Here is a 23,423-nt window from a genome sequence, read left to right as displayed (position 1 = left end):
CGTGCTGCGCTGGATCACCGCTGGAGAGTCACACGGCCCCGCCCTCGTCGCCGTCCTGGAGGGCATGCCCGCCGGGGTGGAGGTGACCACCGACGACCTGGTCGCCCAGCTCGGGCGCCGCAGGCTCGGGTTCGGTCGCTCGCCGCGCATGGGCTTCGAGCAGGACGAGGTCGAGATCCTCGGCGGCGTCCGCCACGGCAAGACCCAGGGCGGCCCGGTCGCGGTCACGATCGGCAACTCCGAGTGGCCCAAGTGGCAGACGGTCATGTCGCCGGACCCGGTCGACCCGAGCCTGCTCAAGCCGACCGGCCGCAACGAGGCCCTCACCCGCCCGCGTCCCGGCCACGCCGACCTGCCGGGCATGCAGAAGTTCGGCTTCGACGAGGCCCGCCCGGTGCTGGAGCGCGCCTCCGCCCGGGAGACCGCGGCCCGCACGGCGCTGGGCACCGTCGCCCGGCAGTTCCTGCAGCAGCTGCTCGGCGTGCAGGTCGTGAGTCACGTGGTGTCCATCGGCCAGGCCGAGACGCCCGCGGACGCCGCGCTGCCCACGCCCGACGACCTGGCCGCGATCGACGAGTCGCCGGTGCGGTGCTTCGACCAGCGCGGCACCGACGCGATGGTCGCCGAGGTCGAGGCCGTCAAGGAGGCCGGCGACACGGTCGGCGGCGTCATCGAGGTCCTCGTCTACGGGCTCCCGCCGGGCCTGGGCTCGCACGTGCACTGGGACCGCCGCCTCGACGCGCGTCTCGCCGCCGCCCTCATGGGCGTGCAGGCGATGAAGGGCGTGGAGATCGGCGACGGCTTCACCTCGGCGAAGCGCTGGGGTTCGCAGGCGCACGACGAGATCGACCGCGGCAGCGGCCCGGTCGGCGTGACGCGCCGCTCGAACCGCGCCGGCGGTCTCGAAGGCGGCATCACCAACGGCGAGATCCTGCGCGCCCGCGTGGCGATGAAGCCCATCTCGACCGTGCCGCGCGCATTGTCCACTGTGGATGTCCGCACCGGTGAGCCCGCGGTCGCGATCCACCAGCGCTCGGACGTCTGCGCCGTGCCGCGCGCCGGCGTGGTGCTGGAGTCCGTGGTGGCGCTGGTGCTGGCCGAGGCCGCGCTGGAGAAGTTCGGCGGCGACTCGCTCGACGAGACGCGCCGCAACGCCCACGCGTACCTCAAGGCGCTGGAAGCCCGCTGGGAGGGCATGTGAGCCCCCAGTACGTGGTGGTCGGTCCTCCCGGAGCCGGGAAGACCACCGTCAGCGAACTGCTGGCCGCACGGCTCGCAGTGCCGTTCCGCGACGTCGACGCGGACATCGTCGAGCTCGCCGGCAAGCCGATCTCGGACATCTTCACCACCGACGGCGAGCCCGCTTTCCGCGCCATGGAAGAGGAAGCGGTCGCCAAGGCGCTCGTCGAGCACGAGGGCGTGCTGGCCCTGGGCGGGGGAGCGGTGCTGTCCGCGACGACCCGCGAGCGCCTGCGCGAGCACACCGTCGTGTTCCTGAACGTGGGCATGGCGGAGGGCGTGCGCCGCACGGGGCTGTCGTCCTCGCGGCCGCTGCTGTCCGGCATCAACCCGCGTGCCACGTTCAAGGCGCTGCTGGACGCGCGCCTGCCGCTGTACCGCGAGGTCGCGACGATCGAGGTCCTGACGGACTCGCTCGATCCGGAGCAGGTGACCGACGCGGTGATCAAGGGAGCTGAAGCATGACCGAGCCCGTGCGCATCCGGGTCGCCGCGGAGAAGCCCTACGACGTGGTGGTCGGCCGCGGCCTGCTCGGCGACATCGTCGAGTTCCTCAAGGGCACCGCCAAGATCGCGATCGTGCACCAGCCGACCCTGGCGGAGACCGCCAAGGTGCTGGTCGACGAGCTCAAGGCCGTGGGCGCCGACGCGCACCGCGTCGAGGTCCCCGACGCCGAGGACGGCAAGGACCTCGCGGTCGCCGGCTTCTGCTGGGACGTGCTGGGCAAGATCGGCCTGTCGCGCACCGACGTCGTCGTCGGCCTCGGCGGCGGCGCGGTCACGGACCTCGCGGGCTTCGTCGCGTCCACGTGGATGCGCGGCGTGCGGCTGGTCAACATCCCGACGACGCTGCTCGGCATGGTCGACGCGGCGGTCGGCGGCAAGACCGGCATCAACACCGACGCGGGCAAGAACCTCGTCGGCACGTTCTACGAGCCGGACGCGATCTTCGTCGACCTCGCGACGCTGGAAACGCTGCCGCGCAACGAACTCGTCGCCGGCATGGCCGAGATCGTGAAGGGCGGCTTCATCTCCGACCCGGTCATCCTCGACCTGATCGAGGCCGACCCGGCCCAGGCCCTCGACCCGACCGGCGAGGTGCTGGCCGAGCTGGTCCGCCGCAAGATCCAGATCAAGGCCGACGTCGTGACCTCGGACCTGCGCGAGTCGTCGTTGCGCGAGATCCTGAACTACGGCCACACCCTCGGCCACGCCATCGAACGCCGCGAGCGCTACCGCTGGCGCCACGGCGCCGCGATCAGCGTGGGCCTGGTCTTCGCCGCCGAACTGGCCCGCCTCGCCGGCCGCCTGGACGACGAGACGGCCGACCGCCACAAGCGCGTCCTGCAACTGCTCGGCCTGCCGACGACGTACGACCCGGACGCCCTCCCGCAGCTCATGGAGGGCATGAAGGTCGACAAGAAGAACAAGGCGGGCGTCCTGCGCTTCGTGGTCCTCGACGGCCTCGCCAAGCCCGGCCGCCTCGAAGGCCCGGACCCGGCCCTGATCGCCGCCGCGTACTCGGCCGTCGCCGCCGAGCCGACCACCGGCTCCGGAAAGGTGCTGCTGTGAAGGTCCTCGTCCTGAACGGCCCGAACCTCGACCGCCTCGGCACCCGCGAGCCGCTCATCTACGGCAGCACCACCCACGCCGACCTCGTGGAGATGTGCGTGGCCGAGGGCAAGGAACTCGGCTTCGACGTAGAGGTCCGCCAGACCGCCTACGAGGGCGAGATGGTCAAGTGGCTGCACGAAGCCGCCGACGCCTCCATCCCGGTCGTCCTCAACGGCGCCGCCTGGACGCACTACTCGATCGCGGTCCGCGACGCCTGCTCGCAGCTGACCGGCCCCCTGGTCGAGGTGCACATCTCGAACATCCACCAGCGCGAGGAGTTCCGGCACCACAGCGTCATCTCGGCGGTCGCGAGCGGCGTGATCGTCGGCCTGGGCGTCGAGGGCTACCTGCTCGCCCTGCGCTGGCTGTCGCTCAAGCAGAGGTAGCGCGCACCGGGTGGCGCATCCAGAGGTTCGTCTCCTCGTAGACCCCCTGGTCGAGCTCCCGGTCGATCGCGACCAGGTCCAGCCCGCCCGCAACGACGTACCGGCCGCTCTGCGGGAACGCCATCCCGGTCCACCGCTCCCACTCCGCGACGGTCCCGGTCACGACCATCGACCGGGGCGCCGGCCGCAGGATCGTGGCACCGAGCCGCTGGTGGGTGCGGACCCACGGGTCGAGGTGCAGGCCGTCCGCGCGGGTCCACCGCTGGAAGTCCTCCATGGACGTCAACGGGTAGGTCGCCTTGAGCGTCGGCCGCACCGGCACGATCACCCGCGCGATCCCGTCGGCCGCGGCCCGTTCGCGCAACCCGGTGAGCACCTCGCCCGCCAGGCCGCTGCCGGTGCGGCCGGTCCGCACGGTCGCCGCCACGACGCACAACGTGTCGGGCACGACGCCGCTCTCGTGCTCGGTGACCGCCGCGACCAGCGCGCCGTCGTAGCCGCCGTCGGGCAGCGTCGCCGTGTCACCGTCCCACCGCAGCGCGACCGCCGTCGCCCGCGCGAGCACCAGGTCGTCCTCGATGAGCAGCACGTCATAGCGCGGGAAGTACTCCGCCACGGCGTCGCGGTGGACGCGAGGCACCTCGCCGCGCAGCACGAACGCGGGCCAGCCGTCCCGCAGCGAGGCCTGGGCGGGGCCCTGGAGGTCGGGCCGCTCGGCGTTCGAGACGATCTTCATGAGCCGATCCTCGCTGATCCGACGAGCTTCGTGTGTGTGCCTTTCCGATCTACCGCTGGTCGATTCCTTGACACGTAAGGGAACCGTTGCTCCACCACGTGGAATTGTGGGTCCCGGACCTCGCCCGCGCCGAGGCCACGTTCGGGTGGATCCTCACCGAGCTCGGCTGGACCGAGCACCAGCGCTGGACCGCCGGCGTCAGCTGGAAGCTCGGCGGGACCTACGTCGTGGCCGAGCAGTCCCCGGCCATGACGGGTCCACACGATCGGATGAAAGCGGGTCTGAACCACCTCGCCCTGCACGCGGGGACCCGCGAGGACGTCGACCGGCTGACCGGGGAATCCGAGGCGAACGGGTGGAAGCTCATGTTCGCGGACAGGCATCCTCACGCGGGAGGACCGGACCACTACGCGGCGTTCCTGGAGAACGAGGACGGCTTCGAAATCGAGCTGGTCGGCGTCTGAACGTGTGAAGATGCCGAACGTGCCGAGACTGCTGATCGCCGCGTTCGCCCTGCTCCTGGCCGGATGCGCGGCCGCGCCGGAGCCCGCGCCCGTCAGCAGCGAGACGGCGGTGAGCGCGGAGCGGCTGTCCGATCGGGACCTGCAGGCGAAGTGGTGGACGTGGGCGGCGTCGAGCCCGGAGAACCGCAACCCCGTCGTCGACGACACCGGCCAGTGGTGCGCCGAGAACCAGCCGGAGGACGTGTGGTTCTTCGCGGGGACGTTCGGCGGGCCCGTCGACAGGCGGTGCCAGGTGCCCGCGGGGCGTCCGCTCGCCGGTCCGGCGGTCAGCACGGTCACGAACTGCGAGTCGTTCATGGCCGTCGGCAAGGGGTCGGTGACGCTCGACGGCCAGCTGGTGGAGCTGCGGCGGATCGCGCCGGTCGGGATCACCTTCGAGGCCGCGCCGGACAACGCGATGGGTGCCCGCGAGGGGCGTGTGCAGGCTCAGGCCTGCGGGTTGTGGGCGTGGATCCCGCCGTTGAAGCCGGGTGAGCACGAGCTGGTGATCGCGGGGGAGCTCGGCGACTTCAGCACCTCGGCGCGCTACCTGCTCACGGTCAGCTCCGCGGACTAGCCGGGTCCTCCTTCGCGAGGAAGCCGCCCAGCAGCATCCCGAGCCCGGCGGGCGCGAGCACGAGCAACGCCGTGAACGCGGCCCCGCCCGTCAGCGCCACCCACAGCGCCTCCTGCCCGGTCTGGTCGACCAGCAACGCCGACCCGATCACGCCCAGCGCACCCGCGAACGGGCCCGCGATCAGCGACGCGATGAACCACTGCATGCCGCGCCCGTCCAGGTCGCGCAGCGTGTCGACCGCGCCCCAGAGGACCGCGGCGACGATCAGGAGACCGAGAGCGATCGGCCGGATCGAGGAGGCCTCCGGGCTGCGCACGCCCACGGCCGCCACGCCGGTCTGCACGGCCCCATGCAGGAGCCCCATCCACAACGCACGGACGAACCAAGGACGCATGCGGACAGCTTAGGACTGGCCGTACGCTGCGAGACATGTCGTCGTACGCCGCACGCCGAACCGCATTGCGCCAAGCGCTCCAGTCCGAGAACCTGGACGCGCTCCTCGTGACGAACCTGCTGAACGTCCGGTACCTGACCGGGTTCACCGGGTCGAACGCCGCCGTCCTGGTCGACGCGAGCGGTGACGACACCTCGGTGTTCTGCACCGACGGCCGTTATCTCACCCAGTCGGCGAAGCAGGTGCCGGACCTGGAACGGCTGATCGACCGGCCGTGCGACACCGCGCTCGCGAGCAGGGCGAAGGGCAGGCTCGGGTTCGAGAGCCACCACGTCACGGTCGACGGCCTGGACGAGCTGACGGCGGCCGCCGGGAAGGCGGAGCTGCACAAGGCCGGTGGCCTGGTCGAGAAGCTGCGGCTGGTCAAGGACGAGGTCGAGATCGAGGCGCTGCGGATGGCGTGCGCGGCGGCGGACCGCGCGCTCGCGGCGTTGATCGGGCACGGTGGCCTGCGAGCGGGCCGCACCGAACGCGAGGTCGCGCGCGAGCTGGAGAGCCGCATGCTCGACCACGGCGCCGAGGGCCCGTCGTTCTCCTCGATCGTGGCGTTCGGCGCGAACTCGGCCGTGCCCCACCACTCGCCGACGGACGCGACGCTGCACACCGGCGACTTCATCAAGCTCGACTTCGGCGCCCTGGTCGACGGCTACCACTCCGACATGACCCGCACGCTCGTGCTCGGCAGGCCCGCGGACTGGCAGCGCGACCTGTACGACCTGGTCGCGCGCTCGCAGGCGGCGGGTCGTCACGCGCTCGAGCCGGGCGTGAAGGTGAGCGACGTCGACCACGCGTCGCGCGAGGTGATCGAGAAGGCCGGGCACGGGAAGGAGTTCCTGCACGGCCTCGGTCACGGGGTCGGGCTGGAGATCCACGAGGCACCGGCGTTGTCGAAGGCGGGTGCCGGTACACTTTCGGCCGGTATGGCGGTCACCGTCGAGCCCGGCGTCTACTTGTCGGGGCGGGGCGGGGTCCGCATCGAGGACACCCTCGTGGTCCGCGAAAGCGGGCCGGAGCTCCTCACCCTGACCACGAAGGAACTCGTGGTCGTCTGACACCCCCGTCCTACACAGGAGAAATCCCACCGTGGCCACCACGAACGACCTGAAGAACGGCCTGGTGCTGAACCTCGACGGCCAGCTCTGGACCGTCACCGCGTTCCAGCACGTCAAGCCCGGCAAGGGTGGCGCCTTCGTGCGCACGACCCTCAAGCACGTGCTGACCGGGAAGGTCGTCGACAAGACCTTCAACGCGGGCACCAAGGTCGAGACCGCCACCGTGGACAAGCGCGGCATGACCTACCTGTACAAGGAAGGCACCGACTTCATCTTCATGGACGGTGACACCTACGACCAGATCCCGGTTCCGTCCGAGACCGTCGGTGACGCCGCGAACTACCTGCTGGAGAACCAGGAAGCGATGGTCGCCACGCACGAGGGCGTCCCGCTGTTCATCGAGCTCCCGACGTCGGTCGAACTCGTCATCGAGCACACCGACCCCGGCCTGCAGGGCGACCGCTCCACCGGTGGCACCAAGCCCGCCCGCCTCGAGACCGGCGCCGAGATCCAGGTCCCGCTGTTCGTCACGACCGGCGAGAAGATCAAGGTCGACACCCGCGACGGCCGCTACCTCGGCCGCATCAGCGACAAGTCCTGATGGGTGCTCGGAGCAAGGCCCGCAAGCGCGCGGTCGACTTCCTCTACGAAGCCGACCTGCTGGGCAGCGACGCAGTGACGCTGCTGGCTTCGCGCGTCGGGTCCCCTGACGTCCCGCCGGTGAACGACTACACCGTCACGCTGGTCGAGGGCGTCACCGCGAACCGCTCGCGCATCGACGACCTCATCTCGGAGCACGCCGAAGGCTGGACCCTGCAGCGCATGCCGGCGGTCGACCGCGCGATCCTGCGCCTCGGCCTGTACGAGCTGCTGTGGGCGACCGACGTGCCGGACGCGGTGGCCATCGACGAGGCCGTGGAGCTCGCCAAGGGCCTGTCCACGGACGACTCGCCGCGGTTCGTGAACGGTGTGCTCGGCCGGATCGCGGTCATCGCGGACCAGCTGCGCGCCGTCCTGTAGCAGTTCTGCTTCCGAAGGGTCACGTCAACGGCGACGTGGCCCTTCGGTCTTCTCAGGTCCGGGCCCAGCCGCGCCGCTCGCCCTCGTCGATCAGGTGCAGCGCCGCCTGCCACAGCGTCGTCGAGCCCTCGCCGATCACGGCCTTGCGATCCCGCACGTCCTGCGCCTTCACACCCGGCGTCCGCCAGGTCCCGCCCTTCGCCATCCAGTTGAGCAGCAACGGTTGCAGGCGGTCCATGGCCTTCGCGAACCGCGCCTCCGGCGTCTCACGCGCCTCGAACTCGTCCCACAACGCCCGCAGCGCGCGGCCCGCGTCGGCGGGCAGGATGCCGAACAGGCGGTCGGCGGCGGCCTCCTCACGTTCCTGCTGGTCTTCGCCCAGCGCGGTGTCGTAGATCGGCGTGTCACCCGCGTAGATCTCCACGAGGTCGTGCACCACCACGAGCTTCATCGTGTGGCCGACGTCGATCGGTTCGTCGGCGTACTCGGCGAGCGTCATGACCATCAGCGCGAGGTGCCACGAGTGCTCCGCGTCGTTCTCGCGCCTGTCCGCCGCCGCGAGAGGGGACGCGCGCAGCACGGTCTTGAGCCGGTCGACCTCGATGAGGAACGTGAGGTGCTCGCGCAGCCGGGAGTCCACACCGGACGGCAGCGGGTTCTGATCAGCGAGAAGTCCTGTCACGTTGCCAGGACACTACCGACCGGCCAGAAACTCCTCCCACGTGCGGGTGCCGCGGTCGCCGTCCAGCGCCAGGTTCCGCCCTCCCCGGTACGCCTTCCCGGCCTGGCCGGGCAGCCGCACCGGCACCGTGAGCCGACGTTTGCCCGCGACGGTCAGGTAGCCGCGCACGAGTTCCCTCAGCTCGAAGTCCGCAGGTCCGGCCAGGTCCGGCACGCGGCCGGAGGGCTCGCGCAGCGCCAGTCCGGCGATCCGCGAGGCCACGTCGCGAGCGTCCACCGGCTGCAGCCGCATCCCCGGCACCGGCACGACCGGGAGCTTCGCGAGGCCCCGCACCATCGTCAGCGTCAGGTCGTGGAACTGGGCCGCGCGCAGGATCGTGAACGGGATGCCCGACGCCTCGACCGCCTGCTCGCACACGTGCTTCGTGCGCGACCACGCCAGCGGCACGGCGTCGGCGCCGATCACCGAGATGTACACGAGGTGCCGGACGCCCCGGCAGGCCGCGAGCAGGTTGCGGGTCGCGGCGTCGTCGCCCTTCTGCCCGCCGGCGAGGTGCGCCACGACGTCCGCCTCGACCGGCGGGACGTCGCCGAGCAGGTCGCAGGCGATGTCGCCGTGCCTGCTCAGCACCACCACGTCCGCTCGGGCTTCGCGCAACAGCGGAACCACGTGCCTGCCGAGTGTGCCGGTGCCGCCGGTCACGAGGATCTTCACGATTACCCTCCCGAATGAGTCGTCGCCTTCTCGACCCGGTGGCGCCGGGGAACGTGACAGGGTGTGCGCCAGGCCACAGGGGGAAGCTTTGATCGCGCAGTTCGAGCAGGAGCGCATGCGCTTGCGCGCCATCGCCCACCGCATGCTCGGGTCGTTCGCCGAGGCCGACGACGCGCTGCAGGACGCCTGGCTGCGCGTCGAACGCGCGGACACCGCGGAGATCGAGAACCCGGCCGCGTGGCTCACGACCGTCGTCGGGCGGGTGTGCCTGAACATGCTGCGCGACCGCCGGGAGCACGCGTTCGAGATGCCCGACCCCGTGATCGAGACGGGGGAGGAGCCCGAGCACCAGGCCGTCGCGAAGGACCAGGTCGGACTCGCGATGCTGATCGTGCTCGACTCGCTCAAGCCCGACGAGCGGCTGGCGTTCGTGCTGCACGACATGTTCGCCGTGCCGTTCGACGACATCGCGCCGCTGATCGACAAGACCCCGGCGACGGCCCGGCAGCTGGCGTCCCGTGCCCGCAAGCGCGTGCAGGACCGGCCTCAGCCGAACGTCGACCTGCCGAAACAGCGCGAAGTGGTGCAGGCGTTCCTCAAGGCGTCCCGCGAAGGCGATTTGGAAGGCCTGGTCGCCGTGCTGCACCCGGACGTCGTGCTGCGCGCGGGCGCCCTGGAGGTCATCGGCGGACGTGCCGTCGCCGGCCGGGCCAGCCTGTTCCGCAAGTACGCGACGACGGCGGCCATCGAGCTCGCGGTCATCGGCGGGGAGGCCGGCTTCATCACGCGGGTGGACGGCGTGCCGTTCTCGGTCATGGTCTTCACCGTGCGCGACGGGCAGGTCGCCGCGATCCACGCGATCTCGGACCGGGAGCACGTCCGTCGGCTCGTGGCACCAGTGCCCACATCGCCACCGCGCTGAGCACCGCCGCGACGGCCGCCGTCGCGAACGCCGGCACGGGGGACCTGTCGAGCAGGAAGCCTCCGGCAGCCGAACCGATCGGCATGCCCAGCACGTTGAGGCTGATCGACACCGCCAGCACCCGCCCGAGCCTGTCCGGATCCGTACGACGCTGACGCAGCGTCAGCAGACCCACGTTGACCAGCCCGGACACCAGTCCGACCACGACCAGCCCCACGGCCAGCCCGATCATGCCGACACTCGCGACCAGCACCGCGACCGCCGTGGCCGCGGTGCCGACGATCATCGCCATGCGTTCACGGCCCTCGCGCAGGACGTGTCCCGCGATCAGGGCGCCGACGAGCCCCGCGAGTCCGGCCGCACCCCACAAAACACCTGCCCACGCCTCGCCGGCCACCGTCGGCACCGCCACCACCAGCACACCCCAGGCAAACTGGTAGAGGCCGTAGGACACGACCAGTGCCCGAAGCATCGGGTGCGTCAGGACGTAGCGCACGCCGTCAAAGGTGGAACGCAGCAGCGGTGGACGCACTGCTTGTGAGGGACGGTCTGACGGCAGCAGGAGCATGAGGGGGCAGGCCACGAGGTAGAGAGCGACGACGACGAGCATGGCCGTCTGCCCACCGGCCAGCACGAACACCGTGCCCGCGAGCACCGGCCCCAGCACCTCGACCAGGTTGAACAGGCCGGAGTCCAGCGCGTTCGCTCGTTCGGCGGCATGGCGGGGCACCAGCCTCGGCAGCAGCACGCGCACCCCGGCGATGTTCAGCGGGCTGGTCAGCGAGTACAGCGCCGCCAGCACCAGGACCAGCGCGACGGAGGCCGGCGCGAACGCCAGCGCGGCCACCAGCACCGCGCTCGCCACGAGGTCGGCCACGATCGACCGCACCACCCCGGCGCGGTCGAGGAGGGCGCCCGCCAGCGGGCTGATGATCAAGCCGGGCGCGACCGCGGCGAAAACGACGACACCAGCGAGGGCCGCCGACCCGAACACGTCGAGCACGTGGAAGACCAGAACGAGCGTGAACATCTGCTCGGCGAGCCGGGAGCACAGCGCGGCGCCGAGCAGGGGCGCGACCCGTGGCGTGAGCAGGACTTGGCGGTAGGTCGTCACGCTGGGTACCTCACCCGAAAGCAGCAGTGGCTCCCCCGACGTCCTCAGGGCGACTGGCAGGACGTCAGGGGAGCCACTGCTCCGAAAGTGTGGAAGTGGAGCTCAGTCTTCCTTGGCGGGACGGGCCTCGGGAGGCAGCACACCCCAGTCGATCAGCTGCTCGGTGAGCTCGCCCGGCGTCATGTCGTAGATGATCGCGAGCGAACGCAGGTCCTCGGTGCGGATGGAGAGGACCTTGCCGTTGTAGTCACCGCGCTGCGACTGGATGGTCGCGGCGTAGCGAGCCAGCGGGCCGACCTTCTCGACCGGCAGCTGCTGCAGCCGTTCGAGGTTTATCACGATCTTGGTGGCCGGCTCGGCACCGGAGGGCACCCGGCCCTCGGGCAGCAGCTCGGCGACGGGAACCCCGTAGAAGTCGGCCAGCTCGGCCAGCTTCTGCACGGTCACCGCGCGGTCACCGCGCTCGTAGGAGCCGACGACCACGGCCTTCCAGCGACCGCCGGACTTCTGCTCGACGCCGTGCAGGGACAGACCCTGCTGCTGGCGGATAGCGCGGAGCTTGGCCCCCAGCGCCTTGGCGTAGTCGCCCATGTGGCGGTTCTCCGTTCATTCGCCCCGTCAGCAGTACGTGCGTGCTGCGGGGAGGCTTAGATCGATACGCAGAGTAATGATTACTCGCCGTGGTCGGCAGGTCAAGCTGATCTCGTGGGGAGACGCGCGCCACGCCTGGCCTACCACTCGGATGGTTGACCGTCCGTAGGTGATACCGTGCAGGTCAGCCTAGTTGTCACTAGGTGTCCGACGTCCTTTAAGGACCCGTCCAGTGAGGCGGGGAAGGAGGTCCAGCCGTGGCGTCACGTCAACGTGGCGCGACGGATCCGGCCGGGGATCGCGAGATTCTTTCGGCCGGTGACGTCGCGCGCACCGTCGCCCGAATGGCCCATCAGATCATCGAGAAGACCGCTCTCGATGCACCCAGCGCACCCGACGTCGTCTTGATGGGTATTCCCAGCCGTGGAGCCCCCCTCGCACGACGTCTAGCCGCTAAGATCGCCGAATTTTCCGGCCGGACGGTGCACGAGGGCACGCTCGACATCACCCTCTACCGCGACGACCTGCGCCGAGGCCCCACCCGGCCGCTGGAAGCGACGAAGCTGCCCGAGGGCGGCATCGACGACAAGCTGGTCGTGCTCGTGGACGACGTGTTGTTCTCCGGCCGCACCATCCGCTCCGCCCTCGACGCCCTGCGCGACCACGGCCGGCCCCGCGCCGTCCAGCTCGCCGTGCTGGTCGACCGCGGTCACCGCGAGCTGCCGATCCGCGCGGACTACGTGGGCAAGAACCTGCCGACGTCCAAGACCGAGGACGTCGTCGTGATGCTCGAGGAGTTCGACGGTCGCGACGGAGTGGTGCTGAAGTGAAGCACCTGCTCTCCACCGACGGCCTCGACCGCGACCAGGCGATCGCGATCCTCGACACCGCGGACCGGCTGAAGCAGGCGCTGCTCGGCCGCGAGGTCCGCAAGCTGCCGACGCTGCGCGGCCGCACGGTGATCACGATGTTCTACGAGAACAGCACCCGCACCCGTGTCAGCTTCGAGATCGCCGGCAAGTGGATGTCCGCCGACGTGATCAACGTCAGCAGCTCCGGTTCCAGCGTCAGCAAGGGCGAGTCGCTGCGCGACACCGCGCTGACCCTGCAGGCCGCGGGCGCCGACTGCGTGATCGTGCGGCACCCGGCATCCGGTGCGGCACACCGGCTCGCGGGCTGGCTCAAGCACACCAGCACGTCCGTGGTGAACGCCGGCGACGGCATGCACGAGCACCCCACGCAGGCGTTGCTCGACGCCGCCACGCTGCGCGACCGCCTCGGCAGCCTCGAGGGCCGCCGCGTCGCGATCGTCGGCGACGTCCTGCACAGCCGGGTCGCCCGGTCGAACGTGCACCTGCTGACCACGCTCGGTGCCGAGGTCACGCTGGTCGCCCCGCCGACCCTGCTGCCCACCGGCGTCGAGAAGTGGCCGGTCACGGTCTCGCACGAGATCGACTCCGAGCTCGCCTCGCAGGACGCCGTGATGTTGCTGCGCGTGCAGGCCGAGCGGATGACCGGCGGGTTCTTCCCGAGCTCGCGCGAGTACTCGATCGCGTACGGCCTCAACGAGCGCCGCCTGAAGCTGCTGCCAGAGCACGCCGTCGTGCTGCACCCCGGCCCGATGCTGCGCGGCATGGAGATCGCCTCCGTCGTCGCCGACAGCCCGCAGGCCGCCATCACCGAGCAGGTCCGCAACGGTGTCCACGTGCGCATGGCCGTGCTGTACCACCTGCTTGCCCACGAGGAGGAAACCGCGTGAAACCCTTGCTTCTCAAGGGAGTACGGCCCTACGGCGAGGGGGCACCGCAGGACATCCTCATCCGTGACGGTGTGATCGCCGAAGGCACGGACGAGAACGCAGAAATCATCGAAGGCAACGGCGCGGTTCTGCTGCCCGGTTTCGTCGACCTGCACACCCACCTGCGTGAGCCGGGCCGCGAGGACACCGAGACCATCGAGACCGGCTCCAAGGCAGCCGCGCTCGGTGGATACACCGCCGTCTTCGCCATGGCCAACACCGACCCGGTCGCCGACAACGCGGTCATCGTCGAGCACGTCGCCCGCCGCGGTCAGGAGGTCGGCCTCGTCGACGTCCACCCGGTCGGCGCCGTCACCGTCGGCCTCAAGGGCGAGAAGCTCGCCGAGCTCGGCACGATGGCGAAGTCCAAGGCGAACGTCCGCGTCTTCTCCGACGACGGTCACTGCGTGCACGACCCGCTGATCATGCGCCGCGCGCTGGAGTACTCGAAGTCACTGGGCGCCGTCATCGCCCAGCACGCCGAGGAACCGCGCCTCACGGTCGGCGCCCAGGCGCACGAGGGCGAGAACGCGTCCAGGCTCGGCCTGCAGGGCTGGCCGGCGGCGGCCGAGGAGTCCATCGTCGCCCGTGACTGCATCCTCGCGAAGCAGGTCGGCGCGAGGCTGCACGTCTGCCACGTCAGCACCACCGGCACGGCGGACGTCCTGAAGTGGGCCAAGGCGCGCGGCACCGAGGTCAGCGCCGAGGTCACCCCGCACCACCTCATCCTGACCGACGACCGGCTCAGCACCTACGACCCGGTCAACAAGGTCAACCCGCCGCTGCGCACGCAGGCCGACGTCGGCGCGCTGCGGCAGGCCCTGGCGGACGGCACGATCGACTGCGTCGCCACGGACCATGCTCCGCACGCGGTGCAGGACAAGGACTGCGAGTGGTCGGCGGCCCGTCCGGGCATGCTCGGCCTGCAGACCGCGCTGGGCGTCGTCGTCGAGACGATGGTGAAGACCGGCCTGCTCGACTGGCGCGGCGTCGCACGGGTGATGAGCGAGAAGCCCGCCGAGATCGCCGGCCTGACCGACCAGGGCCGTCCGATCGCCGTCGGCGAGCCCGCGAACCTCGTGCTGGTCGACCCGGACGCGTCGTGGACGGTGCACGGCGCGCAGTTCGCGAGCATCGCGGGCAACACCCCGTTCGAGGGCATGGAACTGCCCGCGGCGGTGACGGCCACCATCTTGCGTGGCCGGGTGACCGCGGTGGCGGGGAGGATTGCGGAATGACCCGGATCCTCCTGTCCCTGGCGGTCTTCGTCTTCTTCGCCCTGTGCGTCTACGGCATGTGGCACGGCTGGAAGCGGCGCCAGCGCAAGCAGGCCGGCCTGCCGGCGTTCCCCTCGACGCCGGCCGCGCTGGGCGCGCCGAAGCTCGCGACCACGGGCGTCTACCTCGGCACGACGAACGCGGGCAACTGGCAGGACCGCATCCAGGTCGGTGACATCGGCCACCGCGCCGAGGCCACGCTGAGCCTGGTGCCGGAAGGCATCGCGATCGAACGCGTCGGCGCGTCGGCGTTGTTCATCCCCGCCGAGTCCATCCGGGACGCCCGCACGGACCGAGGCCTCGCCGGGAAGGTCATGTTCAGCGAAGAGGGCTTGTTGGTGGTCCAGTGGGAAAACGATGGCCACCTGTTCGACACTGGTTTTCGCGGTGACGACAAAGACGTTTACGAAGAATGGGTTGCAGCACTCGTGGGAGGCAAGGCGTGACGAACGCGGCATTGGTGCTGGAAGACGGACGTGTCTTCCGCGGTGAGGCGTACGGAGCGACCGGCGTCTCGCTCGGCGAGGTCGTGTTCTCCACGGCCATGACCGGGTACCAGGAAACCCTGACCGACCCCTCCTACCACCGCCAGATCGTGGTGCAGACCGCACCGCAGATCGGCAACACCGGCTGGAACGACGAGGACGACGAGTCCTCGAAGATCTGGGTCGCCGGGTACGTGGTCCGCGACCCCGCGCGCACGCCGTCGAACTGGCGGTCCCGGCGCGGCCTCGACGAGGAACTGGCCGACCAGGGCGTCGTCGGCATCGCGGGCCTCGACACCCGCACCCTGACCCGCCACATCCGCGAGCAGGGCGCCATGCGCGCCGGCGTGTTCTCCGGATCCGACCTCACCGACGACGCGTCGATGGTCGAGCAGGTCAAGGCCTCCGCGCAGATGGTCGGCGCGAACCTCGCGGTCGACGTCACCACGGACAAGCCGTACGTCGTCGACGCCATCGGCGAGAAGAAGTTCACCGTCGCGGCGCTCGACCTGGGCATCAAGTCGAACACCCCGCGGATGATGGCGGCACGCGGCATCGAGGTGCACGTGCTGCCGCTGACGAGCTCCTTCGAGGACATCCTCAAGGTCAGCCCGGACGGCCTGTTCCTGAGCAACGGCCCGGGCGACCCGGCCACGCAGGACCACGCCATCGCGCTGACGAAGGAGGCGCTGGGCCGCAAGCTGCCGCTGTTCGGCATCTGCTTCGGCAACCAGATCCTGGGCCGCGCGGTCGGCCGCGGGACGTACAAGATGCGCTACGGCCACCGCGGCATCAACATCCCGGTCATCGACGTGACCACGGGCAAGGTCGCCATCACCTCGCAGAACCACGGGTTCGCGCTGGAAGGCACGCCGGGCGAGGAGTTCTCCTCCGAGTTCGGCCGCGCCGTGCTGTCGCACTACTGCCCGAACGACGGCACCGTCGAGGGCGTCCGGCTGCTCGACGCGCCGGCGTTCTCCGTGCAGTACCACCCCGAGGCCGCGGCCGGTCCCCACGACGCCGCGCCCCTGTTCGACGAGTTCGTGACGCTGATGAATGAGGCCCGCTGATGCCGAAGAGGACTGATCTCAAGCACATCCTGGTGATCGGCTCCGGTCCGATCGTCATCGGTCAGGCGTGCGAGTTCGACTACTCCGGTACCCAGGCCTGCCGCGTGCTGCGCGAAGAGGGCATCCGGGTCAGCCTGGTCAACTCGAACCCGGCCACGATCATGACGGACCCGGAGTTCGCCGACGCCACCTACATCGAGCCGATCACGGCCGAGTTCGTGGAGAAGGTCATCGCGCAGGAGCGCCCGGACGCGATCCTGGCGACGCTGGGCGGCCAGACCGCTCTGAACACGGCCATCGCGCTGCACGAGCGTGGCGTGCTGGAGAAGTACAACGTCGAGCTGATCGGCGCGGACATCGACGCGATCCAGCGCGGCGAGGACCGGCAGATCTTCAAGGACCTGGTGCGGGGCATCGGTTCCGAGGTCCCGCGCTCCGCCGTCTGCAAGTCGATGGACGAGGTGCGCAAGACCGTCGCCGACCTCGGCCTGCCGGTCGTGATCCGGCCCTCGTTCACCATGGGCGGCCTGGGTTCCGGCATGGCGTACACGGCGGAGGAGCTGGAGCGCCTCGCGGCGATCGGCCTGGAGGAGTCCCCGGTCACCGAGGTGCTCATCGAGGAGAGCGTGCTCGGGTGGAAGGAGTACGAGCTCGAGCTGATGCGCGACCGCAACGACAACGTCGTCGTCATCTGCTCGATCGAGAACATCGACCCGATGGGCGTGCACACCGGTGACTCGGTGACGGTCGCGCCCGCGATGACGCTGACCGACCGCGAGTACCAGCACATGCGCGACGTCGGCATCCAGGTCATCCGCGAGGTCGGCGTCGACACCGGCGGCTGCAACATCCAGTTCGCGATCCACCCGGACACCGGCCGCATGGTCGTCATCGAGATGAACCCGCGCGTCTCGCGGTCCTCCGCACTGGCGTCCAAGGCGACGGGCTTCCCGATCGCCAAGATCGCCGCGAAGCTCGCGATCGGCTACACGCTCGACGAGATCACCAACGACATCACGGGGGAGACCCCGGCGTCGTTCGAGCCGTCGCTCGACTACGTGGTCGTGAAGGCGCCGCGGTTCGCCTTCGAGAAGTTCCCCGGCGCGGACCCCACGCTGACGACCACGATGAAGTCGGTCGGCGAGGCCATGTCGATCGGCCGGAACTTCGTGGAGGCGCTGGGCAAGGCGCTGCGTTCGCTGGAAACGAAATCGGTCGGTTTCTGGACCCAGCCGGACCCGGAGGGCTCTACTCTGGAGTCCACCCTGAAGCAGTTGGAGCGCGGCCACGACGGGCGCCTCTACACGGTCGAGCGTGCTCTTCGACTCGGTGCGTCCATTGAGGACGTGTACAACGCGTCGAAGATCGACCCGTGGTTCATCGAGCAGATCGCCTGGCTCGGCACGCTGCGGCAAGAGTTGCTGGACGCTCCCGTCCTCGACGAACCGTTGCTGCGCAAGGCGAAGCGCGCTGGGCTCTCCGACCGGCAGATCGCCGCGCTGCGGTCCGAGCTGGCCGGCGAGGACGGCGTGCGCACGTTGCGGCACCGCCTGGGCGTGCGTCCGGTCTACAAGACGGTCGACACGTGCGCGGCGGAGTTCAAGTCCGAGACGCCGTACCACTACTCCGCGTACGAGCTGGACCCGAACGCCGAGACCGAGGTCGCGGAACAGCGGGAGAAGCCCAAGGTGCTGATCCTGGGCTCCGGGCCCAACCGCATCGGCCAGGGCATCGAGTTCGACTACTCGTGCGTGCACGCGGCCATGGCGTTGCGGGCGGCCGGGTACGAGACCGTGATGGTCAACTGCAACCCGGAGACGGTGTCGACGGACTACGACACCTCGGACCGCCTGTACTTCGAGCCGCTGACGTTCGAGGACGTGCTGGAGGTCGTGCACTCCGAGCAACGCTCCGGCACCGTCGCGGGCGTGATCGTCCAGCTCGGCGGCCAGACGCCGCTGGGTCTGGCGCAGCGCCTGGCCGACGCGGGTGTGCCGATCGTGGGCACGACGCCCGAGGCGATCCACCTCGCCGAGGACCGCGGCCAGTTCGGCAAGGTGCTCAACCAGGCCGGTCTGCCCGCGCCGAAGTTCGGCACGGCCACGTCGTTCGACGAGGCCAAGGAGATCGCGGACGAGATCGGTTACCCGGTCCTCGTGCGACCGTCCTACGTGCTCGGTGGGCGCGGCATGGAGATCGTGTACGACGAGGAGTCGCTGTCGGGCTACATCGCCCGCGCGACCGAGGTGACGCCCGAGCACCCGGTGCTGGTCGACCGGTTCCTCGACGACGCCATCGAGATCGACGTCGACGCGCTGTGCGACGGCGACGAGGTGTTCATCGGCGGCGTGATGGAGCACATCGAGGAAGCCGGCATCCACTCCGGCGACTCGTCGTGCGCGCTGCCGCCCATCACCCTGGGCGCCTCGGACATCGAGAACGTCCGCCGCTCCACCGAGGCCATCGCGCGCGGCATCGGCGTGAAGGGGCTCCTGAACGTCCAGTACGCGCTCAAGGACGACGTCCTGTACGTCCTGGAGGCAAACCCGCGTGCGTCGCGCACGGTGCCGTTCGTGTCCAAAGCGACCGCTGTCTCGATGGCCAAGGCGGCGTCGCGGGTCATGCTCGGCGCCACGATCGCGGAACTGCGCGTGGAGGGCCTCCTGCCGGCCACCGGTGACGGTGCCCGGCTGCCCGAGCACGCGCCCGTCGCGGTGAAGGAGGCGGTCATGCAGTTCCACCGCTTCCGCACCCCCGAGGGCCACGGCGTCGACTCGTTGCTGGGCCCGGAGATGAAGTCCACCGGCGAGGTCATGGGCATCGACTCGTCGTTCGGCAAGGCGTTCGCGAAGTCGCAGACGGCCTCGTACGGCTCGCTCCCCACGTCCGGCAAGGTGTTCGTGTCGTTCGCGAACCGCGACAAGCGCGCGATGATCTTCCCGGTGAAGCGCCTCGCGGACCTCGGGTTCCAGGTCCTCGCGACCACGGGCACCGCGGAGGTGCTGAAGCGCAACGGGATCCCGTGCACCGAGGTGCGCAAGCACTTCGAGGGCGAGGGCAACGTCGTCGACATGATCATGGCCGGCGAGATCGACATGATCTTCAACACGCCCTACGGCAACAGCGGTCCGCGCATCGACGGCTACGAGATCCGCACCGCCGCCGTGGCGAAGGACATTCCGTGCGTCACCACGATCCAGGGCGCTGCCGCGGCCGTGCACGGCATCGAGGCGCTCATCCAGGGTGACATCGGGGTCCAGCCGCTGCAGGCCCTCCAGGCCACCCTGCGGGGTGACGCGTGACCTTCGGCGAGAAACTCGCGAAAGCCGTTGCGGCGCACGGACCTCTGTGCGTCGGGATCGACCCGCACCCGAGCCTGCTGGACGCCTGGGGCCTCTCCAGGACCGCCGAGGGCCTCGAACGGTTCGCGCTGACGGCCGTGGAGGCGTTCGGCGGCAAGGTGTCCGTGGTGAAGCCGCAGGCGGCGTTCTTCGAGGCCTACGGGTCGCGGGGCGTCGCCGTGCTGGAGAGGGTGATCGCGGAGCTGCGCGACTCGGGCACGCTGGTGCTCGTGGACGCCAAGCGCGGCGACATCGGCTCGACCATGGCCGCCTACGCCCAGGCGTACCTGGGCGACGGCTCGCCGCTGGCCGGTGACGCGGTCACGCTCTCACCGTTCCTCGGCTTCGGGTCGCTGCAGCCCGCCCTCGACACGGCGCGGGCGACCGGCAGGGGCGTGTTCGTGCTCGCCCTCACGTCGAACCCGGAGGGTGCGCAGGTCCAGCGGGTCGTTGCTCCGGACGGGCGAACCGTGGCGCAGACGATCATCGATTTCGCCGCGGCTCGGAATTCAGGCATTTCCCCGTGCGGCGATGTCGGTCTCGTCGTGGGCGCCACGATCGGGGAAACGGATGTAGACCTCAGCCGGTTCAACGGACCGATCCTGGCCCCCGGTTTCGGCGCTCAGGGTGGGTCCGTGGCTGATCTAAAACGGCTCTTCGGACCCGACATGCGCAACGTCTTTCCGACTTCTTCACGAGATGTTCTCAAGCACGGTCCCGACGTGTCTTCGCTGGTCAGCGCGGTGCAGAGGGTCCAGCAGAGCCTCTGAGGAGGGGCGCGCCACGTCATTTGAGGTGTGGCGCGCTCACCAGGGCAAACATGTGTTGGTAGGGTCACGCCACCGGCTGCCCCGCTGGTCACCGGCCTCATAGCACACCTCGGGTGGGCGACGAGTTGCCGGAGGGCAGTGATCAGGCCGCCGGAGGGTGTTTGGTACTACTACCACCCGCCGCAATCATGGCCGCTGAAGATTTCTTGACTGGGTCACGTTGTACTCAGGCAATTGCGGTCTGTACGGTCGCGGCACCGATCCGAAAAGAATCCACACCACGGAGGAAATCGTGGCTCTTCCCCAGCTTACCGAGGAGCAGCGGGCCGCAGCGCTGGAGAAGGCTGCTGCCGCACGTCGCGTTCGGGCTGAGCTCAAGGAGCGCCTCAAGCGTGGCGGCACGACCCTGACGGACGTGCTGAAGTCCGCCGAGAGCGATGAGATCCTTGGCAAGATGAAGGTGTCCGCGCTCCTCGAGGCCCTCCCGGGCGTCGGCAAGGTGCGCGCGCAGCAGATCATGGAGCGCCTCGAGATTGCTCCCAGCCGTCGCCTGCGCGGTCTCGGTGACCGCCAGCGCAAGGCCCTGCTCTCCGAGTTCAGCGGAGAGTGATTGGCACCGAGGCGGGAACGGGCTCTGCCCGTTCCCGCCTCACCGTCTTGTCCGGGCCGTCCGGCGTTGGCAAGTCCAGCGTTCTGGCGGAGCTGCGCAGGCAGCAGCCCGATGTCTACTTTTCCGTCTCGGCGACCACCAGGAAGCCGAGGCCGGGCGAAGTCGACGGAGTGCACTACCACTTCGTCGACCACGAGAAGTTCCAGCAGATGGTCGAGGCGGGCGAGTTCCTCGAACACGCCGAGTTCGCCGGAAACCACTACGGAACCCCTCGCAGGCCCGTCGAAGAAGCTTTGGCCGCGGGCCGCCCCGCGCTCCTGGAGATCGAACTCCAGGGCGCGAGGCAGGTTCGCGTGGCCATGCCGGACGCACAGCTGGTCATGCTGGCGCCCCCGTCCTGGGAGCACCTGGTCGACCGGTTGACCGGCAGAGGCACCGAACACCCGGACGTCGTCGAACGCCGGCTGGCCATCGCCCGCGAGGAGCTGGCGGCCGAAAAGGAGTTCGACGAGGTCGTCGTGAACGCCGACGTGCAGTCGGCCGCTGCCGACTTGCTATCCTTGATGGTCGGACCACGAATTTCAGGAGATTGACGAGTGATCACCCACACCGAGCTCGGTCACCTGACCGGTTCTCCGGAGGGCATCACCAACCCGCCGATCGACGACCTGCTTGAGCAGGTGAGCTCGAAGTACGCGTTGGTGATCTACGCAGCGAAGCGTGCCCGCCAGATCAACGACTACTACGCGCAGCTCGGCGAGGGCCTGCTCGAGTACGTCGGCCCGCTCGTCGAGCCGGGCCCGCGTGAGAAGCCCCTCTCGATCGCGCTCAGGGAGATCCACGCCGGTCTCCTCGAGCACACCGAGGGCAGCGAAGCGTAGAAGGGTCGAAGGCTCTGGGAGAGGTCTGTCTGCGGAAAGCGCAGACCGGATCGCCTTCGAGTGTCTTGTGGGGGCCGAGCCCCCACACCCCAGCCGGAGGGCTTCGCCCCCGGACCCCCAAGGCCAGAGGCTTCGCCCCTAGGCCCCAAGGTTGAGGGCTTTGCCCTCGACCTCAAGGCCGGGGACTTGGCTCCTAGTCCCAAAGCGGGGGCTTCGTTCCCCGGACCCAGCGGGTCTTCTTTCTTGGACTCGGCGGGAGTGGTTCTCGCGAGGGTGGCCTCGCGGTCGGCCCTTGACAGGAGAGCTGTTGACTTCCGCCGCATCTGACGTTGATGCCCCCGTCACACCCCGGATCGTTCTCGGGGTTGGTGGGGGCATCGCCGCGTACAAGGCCTGTGAGGTGCTGCGGAGGCTCACCGAGTCCGGGCACTCCGTGCGGGTCGTTCCCACCGAGGGTGCGCTGAAGTTCGTGGGCGCGGCGACGTTCGAGGCGCTGTCCGGCCAGGTCGTGTCCGCCGACCCGTTCGACGACGTGCATGAGGTGCCGCACGTCAAGCTCGGGCAGAACGCCGACCTCGTCGTGGTCGCCCCGGCGACGGCGAACCTGATCGCGAAGGCCGCGCACGGCCTCGCCGACGACCTCCTGACGAACACCCTGCTGACCGCGCGCTGCCCGGTCCTGCTGGTGCCCGCGATGCACACCGAGATGTGGGAGCACCCGGCCACCCAGCACAACGTGGCGTTGCTGCGCTCGCGCGGTGTCGTCGTCGCCGAACCGGCTTCCGGCCGGCTGACGGGCAAGGACACGGGCAAGGGCCGCCTGCCCGACCCCGCCGAGATCGTCGAACTCGCCCGGCTGCTGCTGGTGCGGCCCGACGCCCTGCGGCGGACACTCGAAGGTGTGCACGTCGCGATCTCCGCCGGTGGCACGCGGGAACCACTCGACCCGGTGCGGTTCATCGGCAACCGCTCGTCCGGCAAGCAGGGGTATGCGCTCGCCCGCGTCGCGGCGCAACGCGGTGCCCGAGTGACTTTGGTCGCGGGCAACACCGCGGACCTGGCCACCCCGGCGGGTGTCGACCTCGTCCGCGTCGGCTCCGCGGTGGAACTGCGCGACGTCATGCACAAGGTGTCGGCGGACGCGGACGTGGTCGTGATGGCCGCCGCGGTGGCCGACTTCCGGCCGTCGTCGCTCACCGGCCACAAGATCAAGAAGACCGACGGCGACCCCGACCCGATCACGCTGACGAAGAACCCCGACATCCTCGTGGAGCTCGTTTCCGCACGTAGGACGGGCCAGCTGATCGTCGGGTTCGCGGCGGAGACCGGCGACGAGACGACGTCGGTGCTCGACTACGGGCGGGCGAAGCTGCGGCGCAAGGGCTGCGACCTCCTGGTGCTGAACGCGGTCGGCGACGGCAAGGCGTTCGAGCAGGACGACAACGCGGGCTGGCTGCTGTCCCCGGACGGCGCCGAGACCCCTATACCCCACGGGCCCAAGACGCAAGTGGCGTCCGCGGTGTGGGACGCGGTTAGCGCTGGCTTGACTACCTCTCAGTAGAATTTTCCTTCGGCCCAACCCCGCACC

Annotated in this window: 27 protein-coding genes; 21 read left to right on the top strand and 6 right to left on the bottom strand. The window is 69.9% G+C overall.

Annotation, left to right across the window (positions count from 1 at the left end):
* The first annotated feature begins 1 nt into the window (after position 1).
* Genes aroC through aroQ form a run of 4 tightly spaced genes read left to right on the top strand, consistent with a single transcriptional unit; the run spans position 2 to position 3,238 of the window.
* Positions 2 to 1,201, top strand: a complete 1,200-nt coding sequence (gene aroC / locus LX88_RS25685; RefSeq protein ID WP_258950369.1) for a chorismate synthase — start codon at positions 2 to 4, stop codon at positions 1,199 to 1,201.
* Positions 1,198 to 1,704, top strand: coding sequence for a shikimate kinase (locus LX88_RS25680; RefSeq protein WP_258950368.1), 507 nt, complete (start codon positions 1,198 to 1,200; stop codon positions 1,702 to 1,704). The genes aroC and LX88_RS25680 overlap by 4 nt, the downstream gene beginning before the upstream one ends.
* Complete coding sequence (gene aroB, locus LX88_RS25675) at positions 1,701 to 2,810, top strand: 3-dehydroquinate synthase (protein ID WP_258950367.1); 1,110 nt, start codon at positions 1,701 to 1,703, stop codon at positions 2,808 to 2,810. Before LX88_RS25680 ends, aroB begins: the two co-directional genes overlap by 4 nt.
* The gene (gene aroQ / locus LX88_RS25670; protein ID WP_258950366.1) at positions 2,807 to 3,238 is read left to right on the top strand and encodes a type II 3-dehydroquinate dehydratase; all 432 of its coding nucleotides are present in this window, start codon (positions 2,807 to 2,809) and stop codon (positions 3,236 to 3,238) included. Before aroB ends, aroQ begins: the two co-directional genes overlap by 4 nt.
* Here the strand turns inward: aroQ and LX88_RS25665 are convergent.
* A complete protein-coding gene (locus tag LX88_RS25665; protein WP_258950365.1) occupies positions 3,225 to 3,974 on the bottom strand; it encodes a Long-chain-fatty-acid--CoA ligase in 750 nt (249 codons plus the stop codon). The genes aroQ and LX88_RS25665 overlap by 14 nt on opposite strands.
* 98 nt (positions 3,975 to 4,072) lie before the next feature.
* Here LX88_RS25665 and LX88_RS25660 point away from each other — a divergent pair, with 98 nt between their 5' ends.
* Together LX88_RS25660 and LX88_RS25655 are read left to right on the top strand one after the other, a co-directional pair.
* On the top strand, positions 4,073 to 4,438 hold the full coding sequence (locus LX88_RS25660; protein WP_258950364.1) for a VOC family protein: 366 nt from the start codon (positions 4,073 to 4,075) through the stop codon (positions 4,436 to 4,438).
* Positions 4,439 to 4,457: 19 nt separating this feature from the next.
* Positions 4,458 to 5,054 carry a hypothetical protein gene (locus LX88_RS25655; RefSeq protein WP_258950363.1) on the top strand — a complete coding sequence of 199 codons (597 nt, stop codon included), beginning with the start codon at positions 4,458 to 4,460 and terminating at the stop codon, positions 5,052 to 5,054.
* Here LX88_RS25655 and LX88_RS25650 read toward each other — a convergent pair.
* Complete coding sequence (locus LX88_RS25650; RefSeq protein WP_258950362.1) at positions 5,038 to 5,448, bottom strand: B-4DMT family transporter; 411 nt, start codon at positions 5,446 to 5,448, stop codon at positions 5,038 to 5,040. The genes LX88_RS25655 and LX88_RS25650 overlap by 17 nt on opposite strands.
* Positions 5,449 to 5,483: 35 nt before the next feature.
* Between LX88_RS25650 and LX88_RS25645 the strand changes: the two genes are divergently transcribed.
* From LX88_RS25645 to nusB, 3 genes are read left to right on the top strand one after another with little or no spacing between them, the layout of a single operon-like run.
* A complete protein-coding gene (locus tag LX88_RS25645; RefSeq protein WP_258950361.1) occupies positions 5,484 to 6,560 on the top strand; it encodes a M24 family metallopeptidase in 1,077 nt (358 codons plus the stop codon).
* 31 nt (positions 6,561 to 6,591) lie between these two features.
* Entirely contained in the window at positions 6,592 to 7,161 is a 570-nt protein-coding gene (efp, locus tag LX88_RS25640; protein ID WP_258950360.1) for an elongation factor P, read from the top strand.
* Positions 7,161 to 7,580, top strand: coding sequence for a transcription antitermination factor NusB (gene nusB / locus LX88_RS25635; protein ID WP_258950359.1), 420 nt, complete (start codon positions 7,161 to 7,163; stop codon positions 7,578 to 7,580). Before efp ends, nusB begins: the two co-directional genes overlap by 1 nt.
* A gap of 52 nt (positions 7,581 to 7,632) precedes the next feature.
* On the opposite strand, the gene LX88_RS25630 is transcribed toward nusB, so the two are convergent.
* Both LX88_RS25630 and LX88_RS25625 read right to left on the bottom strand, forming a co-directional pair.
* Positions 7,633 to 8,262, bottom strand: coding sequence for an HD domain-containing protein (locus LX88_RS25630; RefSeq protein ID WP_258950358.1), 630 nt, complete (start codon positions 8,260 to 8,262; stop codon positions 7,633 to 7,635).
* Positions 8,263 to 8,274: 12 nt separating this feature from the next.
* The gene (locus LX88_RS25625; protein WP_258950357.1) at positions 8,275 to 8,976 is read right to left on the bottom strand and encodes an SDR family oxidoreductase; all 702 of its coding nucleotides are present in this window, start codon (positions 8,974 to 8,976) and stop codon (positions 8,275 to 8,277) included.
* Between the two features lie 88 nt (positions 8,977 to 9,064).
* Between LX88_RS25625 and LX88_RS25620 the strand changes: the two genes are divergently transcribed.
* Positions 9,065 to 9,898: a sigma-70 family RNA polymerase sigma factor gene (locus LX88_RS25620; protein ID WP_258950356.1), complete on the top strand. Its 834-nt coding sequence runs from the start codon at positions 9,065 to 9,067 to the stop codon at positions 9,896 to 9,898.
* On the opposite strand, the gene LX88_RS25615 is transcribed toward LX88_RS25620, so the two are convergent.
* Together LX88_RS25615 and bldD are read right to left on the bottom strand one after the other, a co-directional pair.
* The gene (locus LX88_RS25615) at positions 9,798 to 11,012 is read right to left on the bottom strand and encodes an MFS transporter (protein WP_258950355.1); all 1,215 of its coding nucleotides are present in this window, start codon (positions 11,010 to 11,012) and stop codon (positions 9,798 to 9,800) included. The two genes, LX88_RS25620 and LX88_RS25615, sit on opposite strands and share 101 nt — an antisense overlap.
* 102 nt (positions 11,013 to 11,114) lie before the next feature.
* A complete protein-coding gene (gene bldD / locus LX88_RS25610) occupies positions 11,115 to 11,603 on the bottom strand; it encodes a transcriptional regulator BldD (protein ID WP_030471611.1) in 489 nt (162 codons plus the stop codon).
* A 257-nt stretch (positions 11,604 to 11,860) separates the two neighbouring features.
* On the opposite strand from bldD, the gene pyrR reads away from it, so the two are divergent.
* From pyrR to coaBC, 11 genes are all read left to right on the top strand, one after another.
* Positions 11,861 to 12,433, top strand: coding sequence for a bifunctional pyr operon transcriptional regulator/uracil phosphoribosyltransferase PyrR (gene pyrR, locus LX88_RS25605; protein ID WP_089912344.1), 573 nt, complete (start codon positions 11,861 to 11,863; stop codon positions 12,431 to 12,433).
* The gene (locus LX88_RS25600; RefSeq protein ID WP_258950354.1) at positions 12,430 to 13,362 is read left to right on the top strand and encodes an aspartate carbamoyltransferase catalytic subunit; all 933 of its coding nucleotides are present in this window, start codon (positions 12,430 to 12,432) and stop codon (positions 13,360 to 13,362) included. The genes pyrR and LX88_RS25600 overlap by 4 nt, the downstream gene beginning before the upstream one ends.
* On the top strand, positions 13,359 to 14,639 hold the full coding sequence (locus tag LX88_RS25595) for a dihydroorotase (RefSeq protein WP_258950353.1): 1,281 nt from the start codon (positions 13,359 to 13,361) through the stop codon (positions 14,637 to 14,639). The genes LX88_RS25600 and LX88_RS25595 overlap by 4 nt, the downstream gene beginning before the upstream one ends.
* Positions 14,636 to 15,124 carry a PH-like domain-containing protein gene (locus LX88_RS25590; protein WP_258950352.1) on the top strand — a complete coding sequence of 163 codons (489 nt, stop codon included), beginning with the start codon at positions 14,636 to 14,638 and terminating at the stop codon, positions 15,122 to 15,124. Before LX88_RS25595 ends, LX88_RS25590 begins: the two co-directional genes overlap by 4 nt.
* Positions 15,121 to 16,233: a glutamine-hydrolyzing carbamoyl-phosphate synthase small subunit gene (carA, locus tag LX88_RS25585; RefSeq protein ID WP_258950351.1), complete on the top strand. Its 1,113-nt coding sequence runs from the start codon at positions 15,121 to 15,123 to the stop codon at positions 16,231 to 16,233. Before LX88_RS25590 ends, carA begins: the two co-directional genes overlap by 4 nt.
* The gene (carB, locus tag LX88_RS25580) at positions 16,233 to 19,535 is read left to right on the top strand and encodes a carbamoyl-phosphate synthase large subunit (RefSeq protein ID WP_258950350.1); all 3,303 of its coding nucleotides are present in this window, start codon (positions 16,233 to 16,235) and stop codon (positions 19,533 to 19,535) included. Before carA ends, carB begins: the two co-directional genes overlap by 1 nt.
* Positions 19,532 to 20,344, top strand: a complete 813-nt coding sequence (pyrF, locus tag LX88_RS25575) for an orotidine-5'-phosphate decarboxylase (RefSeq protein ID WP_258950349.1) — start codon at positions 19,532 to 19,534, stop codon at positions 20,342 to 20,344. Before carB ends, pyrF begins: the two co-directional genes overlap by 4 nt.
* Before the next feature lie 292 nt (positions 20,345 to 20,636).
* Positions 20,637 to 20,954 carry an integration host factor, actinobacterial type gene (gene mihF / locus LX88_RS25570; protein ID WP_030481817.1) on the top strand — a complete coding sequence of 106 codons (318 nt, stop codon included), beginning with the start codon at positions 20,637 to 20,639 and terminating at the stop codon, positions 20,952 to 20,954.
* Positions 20,951 to 21,547: a guanylate kinase gene (gene gmk, locus LX88_RS25565; protein WP_258950348.1), complete on the top strand. Its 597-nt coding sequence runs from the start codon at positions 20,951 to 20,953 to the stop codon at positions 21,545 to 21,547. The genes mihF and gmk overlap by 4 nt, the downstream gene beginning before the upstream one ends.
* Positions 21,548 to 21,550: 3 nt before the next feature.
* A complete protein-coding gene (gene rpoZ / locus LX88_RS25560) occupies positions 21,551 to 21,835 on the top strand; it encodes a DNA-directed RNA polymerase subunit omega (protein ID WP_051771754.1) in 285 nt (94 codons plus the stop codon).
* Positions 21,836 to 22,142: 307 nt separating this feature from the next.
* Positions 22,143 to 23,396 carry a bifunctional phosphopantothenoylcysteine decarboxylase/phosphopantothenate--cysteine ligase CoaBC gene (gene coaBC / locus LX88_RS25555; protein WP_258950347.1) on the top strand — a complete coding sequence of 418 codons (1,254 nt, stop codon included), beginning with the start codon at positions 22,143 to 22,145 and terminating at the stop codon, positions 23,394 to 23,396.
* Positions 23,397 to 23,423: the final 27 nt, after the last annotated feature.

Origin of the sequence: Lentzea californiensis, assembly GCF_024648825.1 — a bacterium.
Classification (GTDB): domain Bacteria; phylum Actinomycetota; class Actinomycetes; order Mycobacteriales; family Pseudonocardiaceae; genus Lentzea; species Lentzea californiensis.
This window is presented reverse-complemented; position numbering and strand designations above follow the sequence as displayed.

Coding starts and splice junctions, on each gene's coding strand:
- carB (WP_258950350.1), top strand. CDS start 16,233: ATGCCGAAGAGGACTGATCTCAAGCACATCCTGGTGATCGGCTCCGGT.
- LX88_RS25650 (WP_258950362.1), bottom strand. CDS start 5,448: ATGCGTCCTTGGTTCGTCCGTGCGTTGTGGATGGGGCTCCTGCATGGG.
- aroB (WP_258950367.1), top strand. CDS start 1,701: ATGACCGAGCCCGTGCGCATCCGGGTCGCCGCGGAGAAGCCCTACGAC.
- nusB (WP_258950359.1), top strand. CDS start 7,161: ATGGGTGCTCGGAGCAAGGCCCGCAAGCGCGCGGTCGACTTCCTCTAC.
- LX88_RS25665 (WP_258950365.1), bottom strand. CDS start 3,974: ATGAAGATCGTCTCGAACGCCGAGCGGCCCGACCTCCAGGGCCCCGCC.
- LX88_RS25645 (WP_258950361.1), top strand. CDS start 5,484: ATGTCGTCGTACGCCGCACGCCGAACCGCATTGCGCCAAGCGCTCCAG.
- bldD (WP_030471611.1), bottom strand. CDS start 11,603: ATGGGCGACTACGCCAAGGCGCTGGGGGCCAAGCTCCGCGCTATCCGC.
- LX88_RS25590 (WP_258950352.1), top strand. CDS start 14,636: ATGACCCGGATCCTCCTGTCCCTGGCGGTCTTCGTCTTCTTCGCCCTG.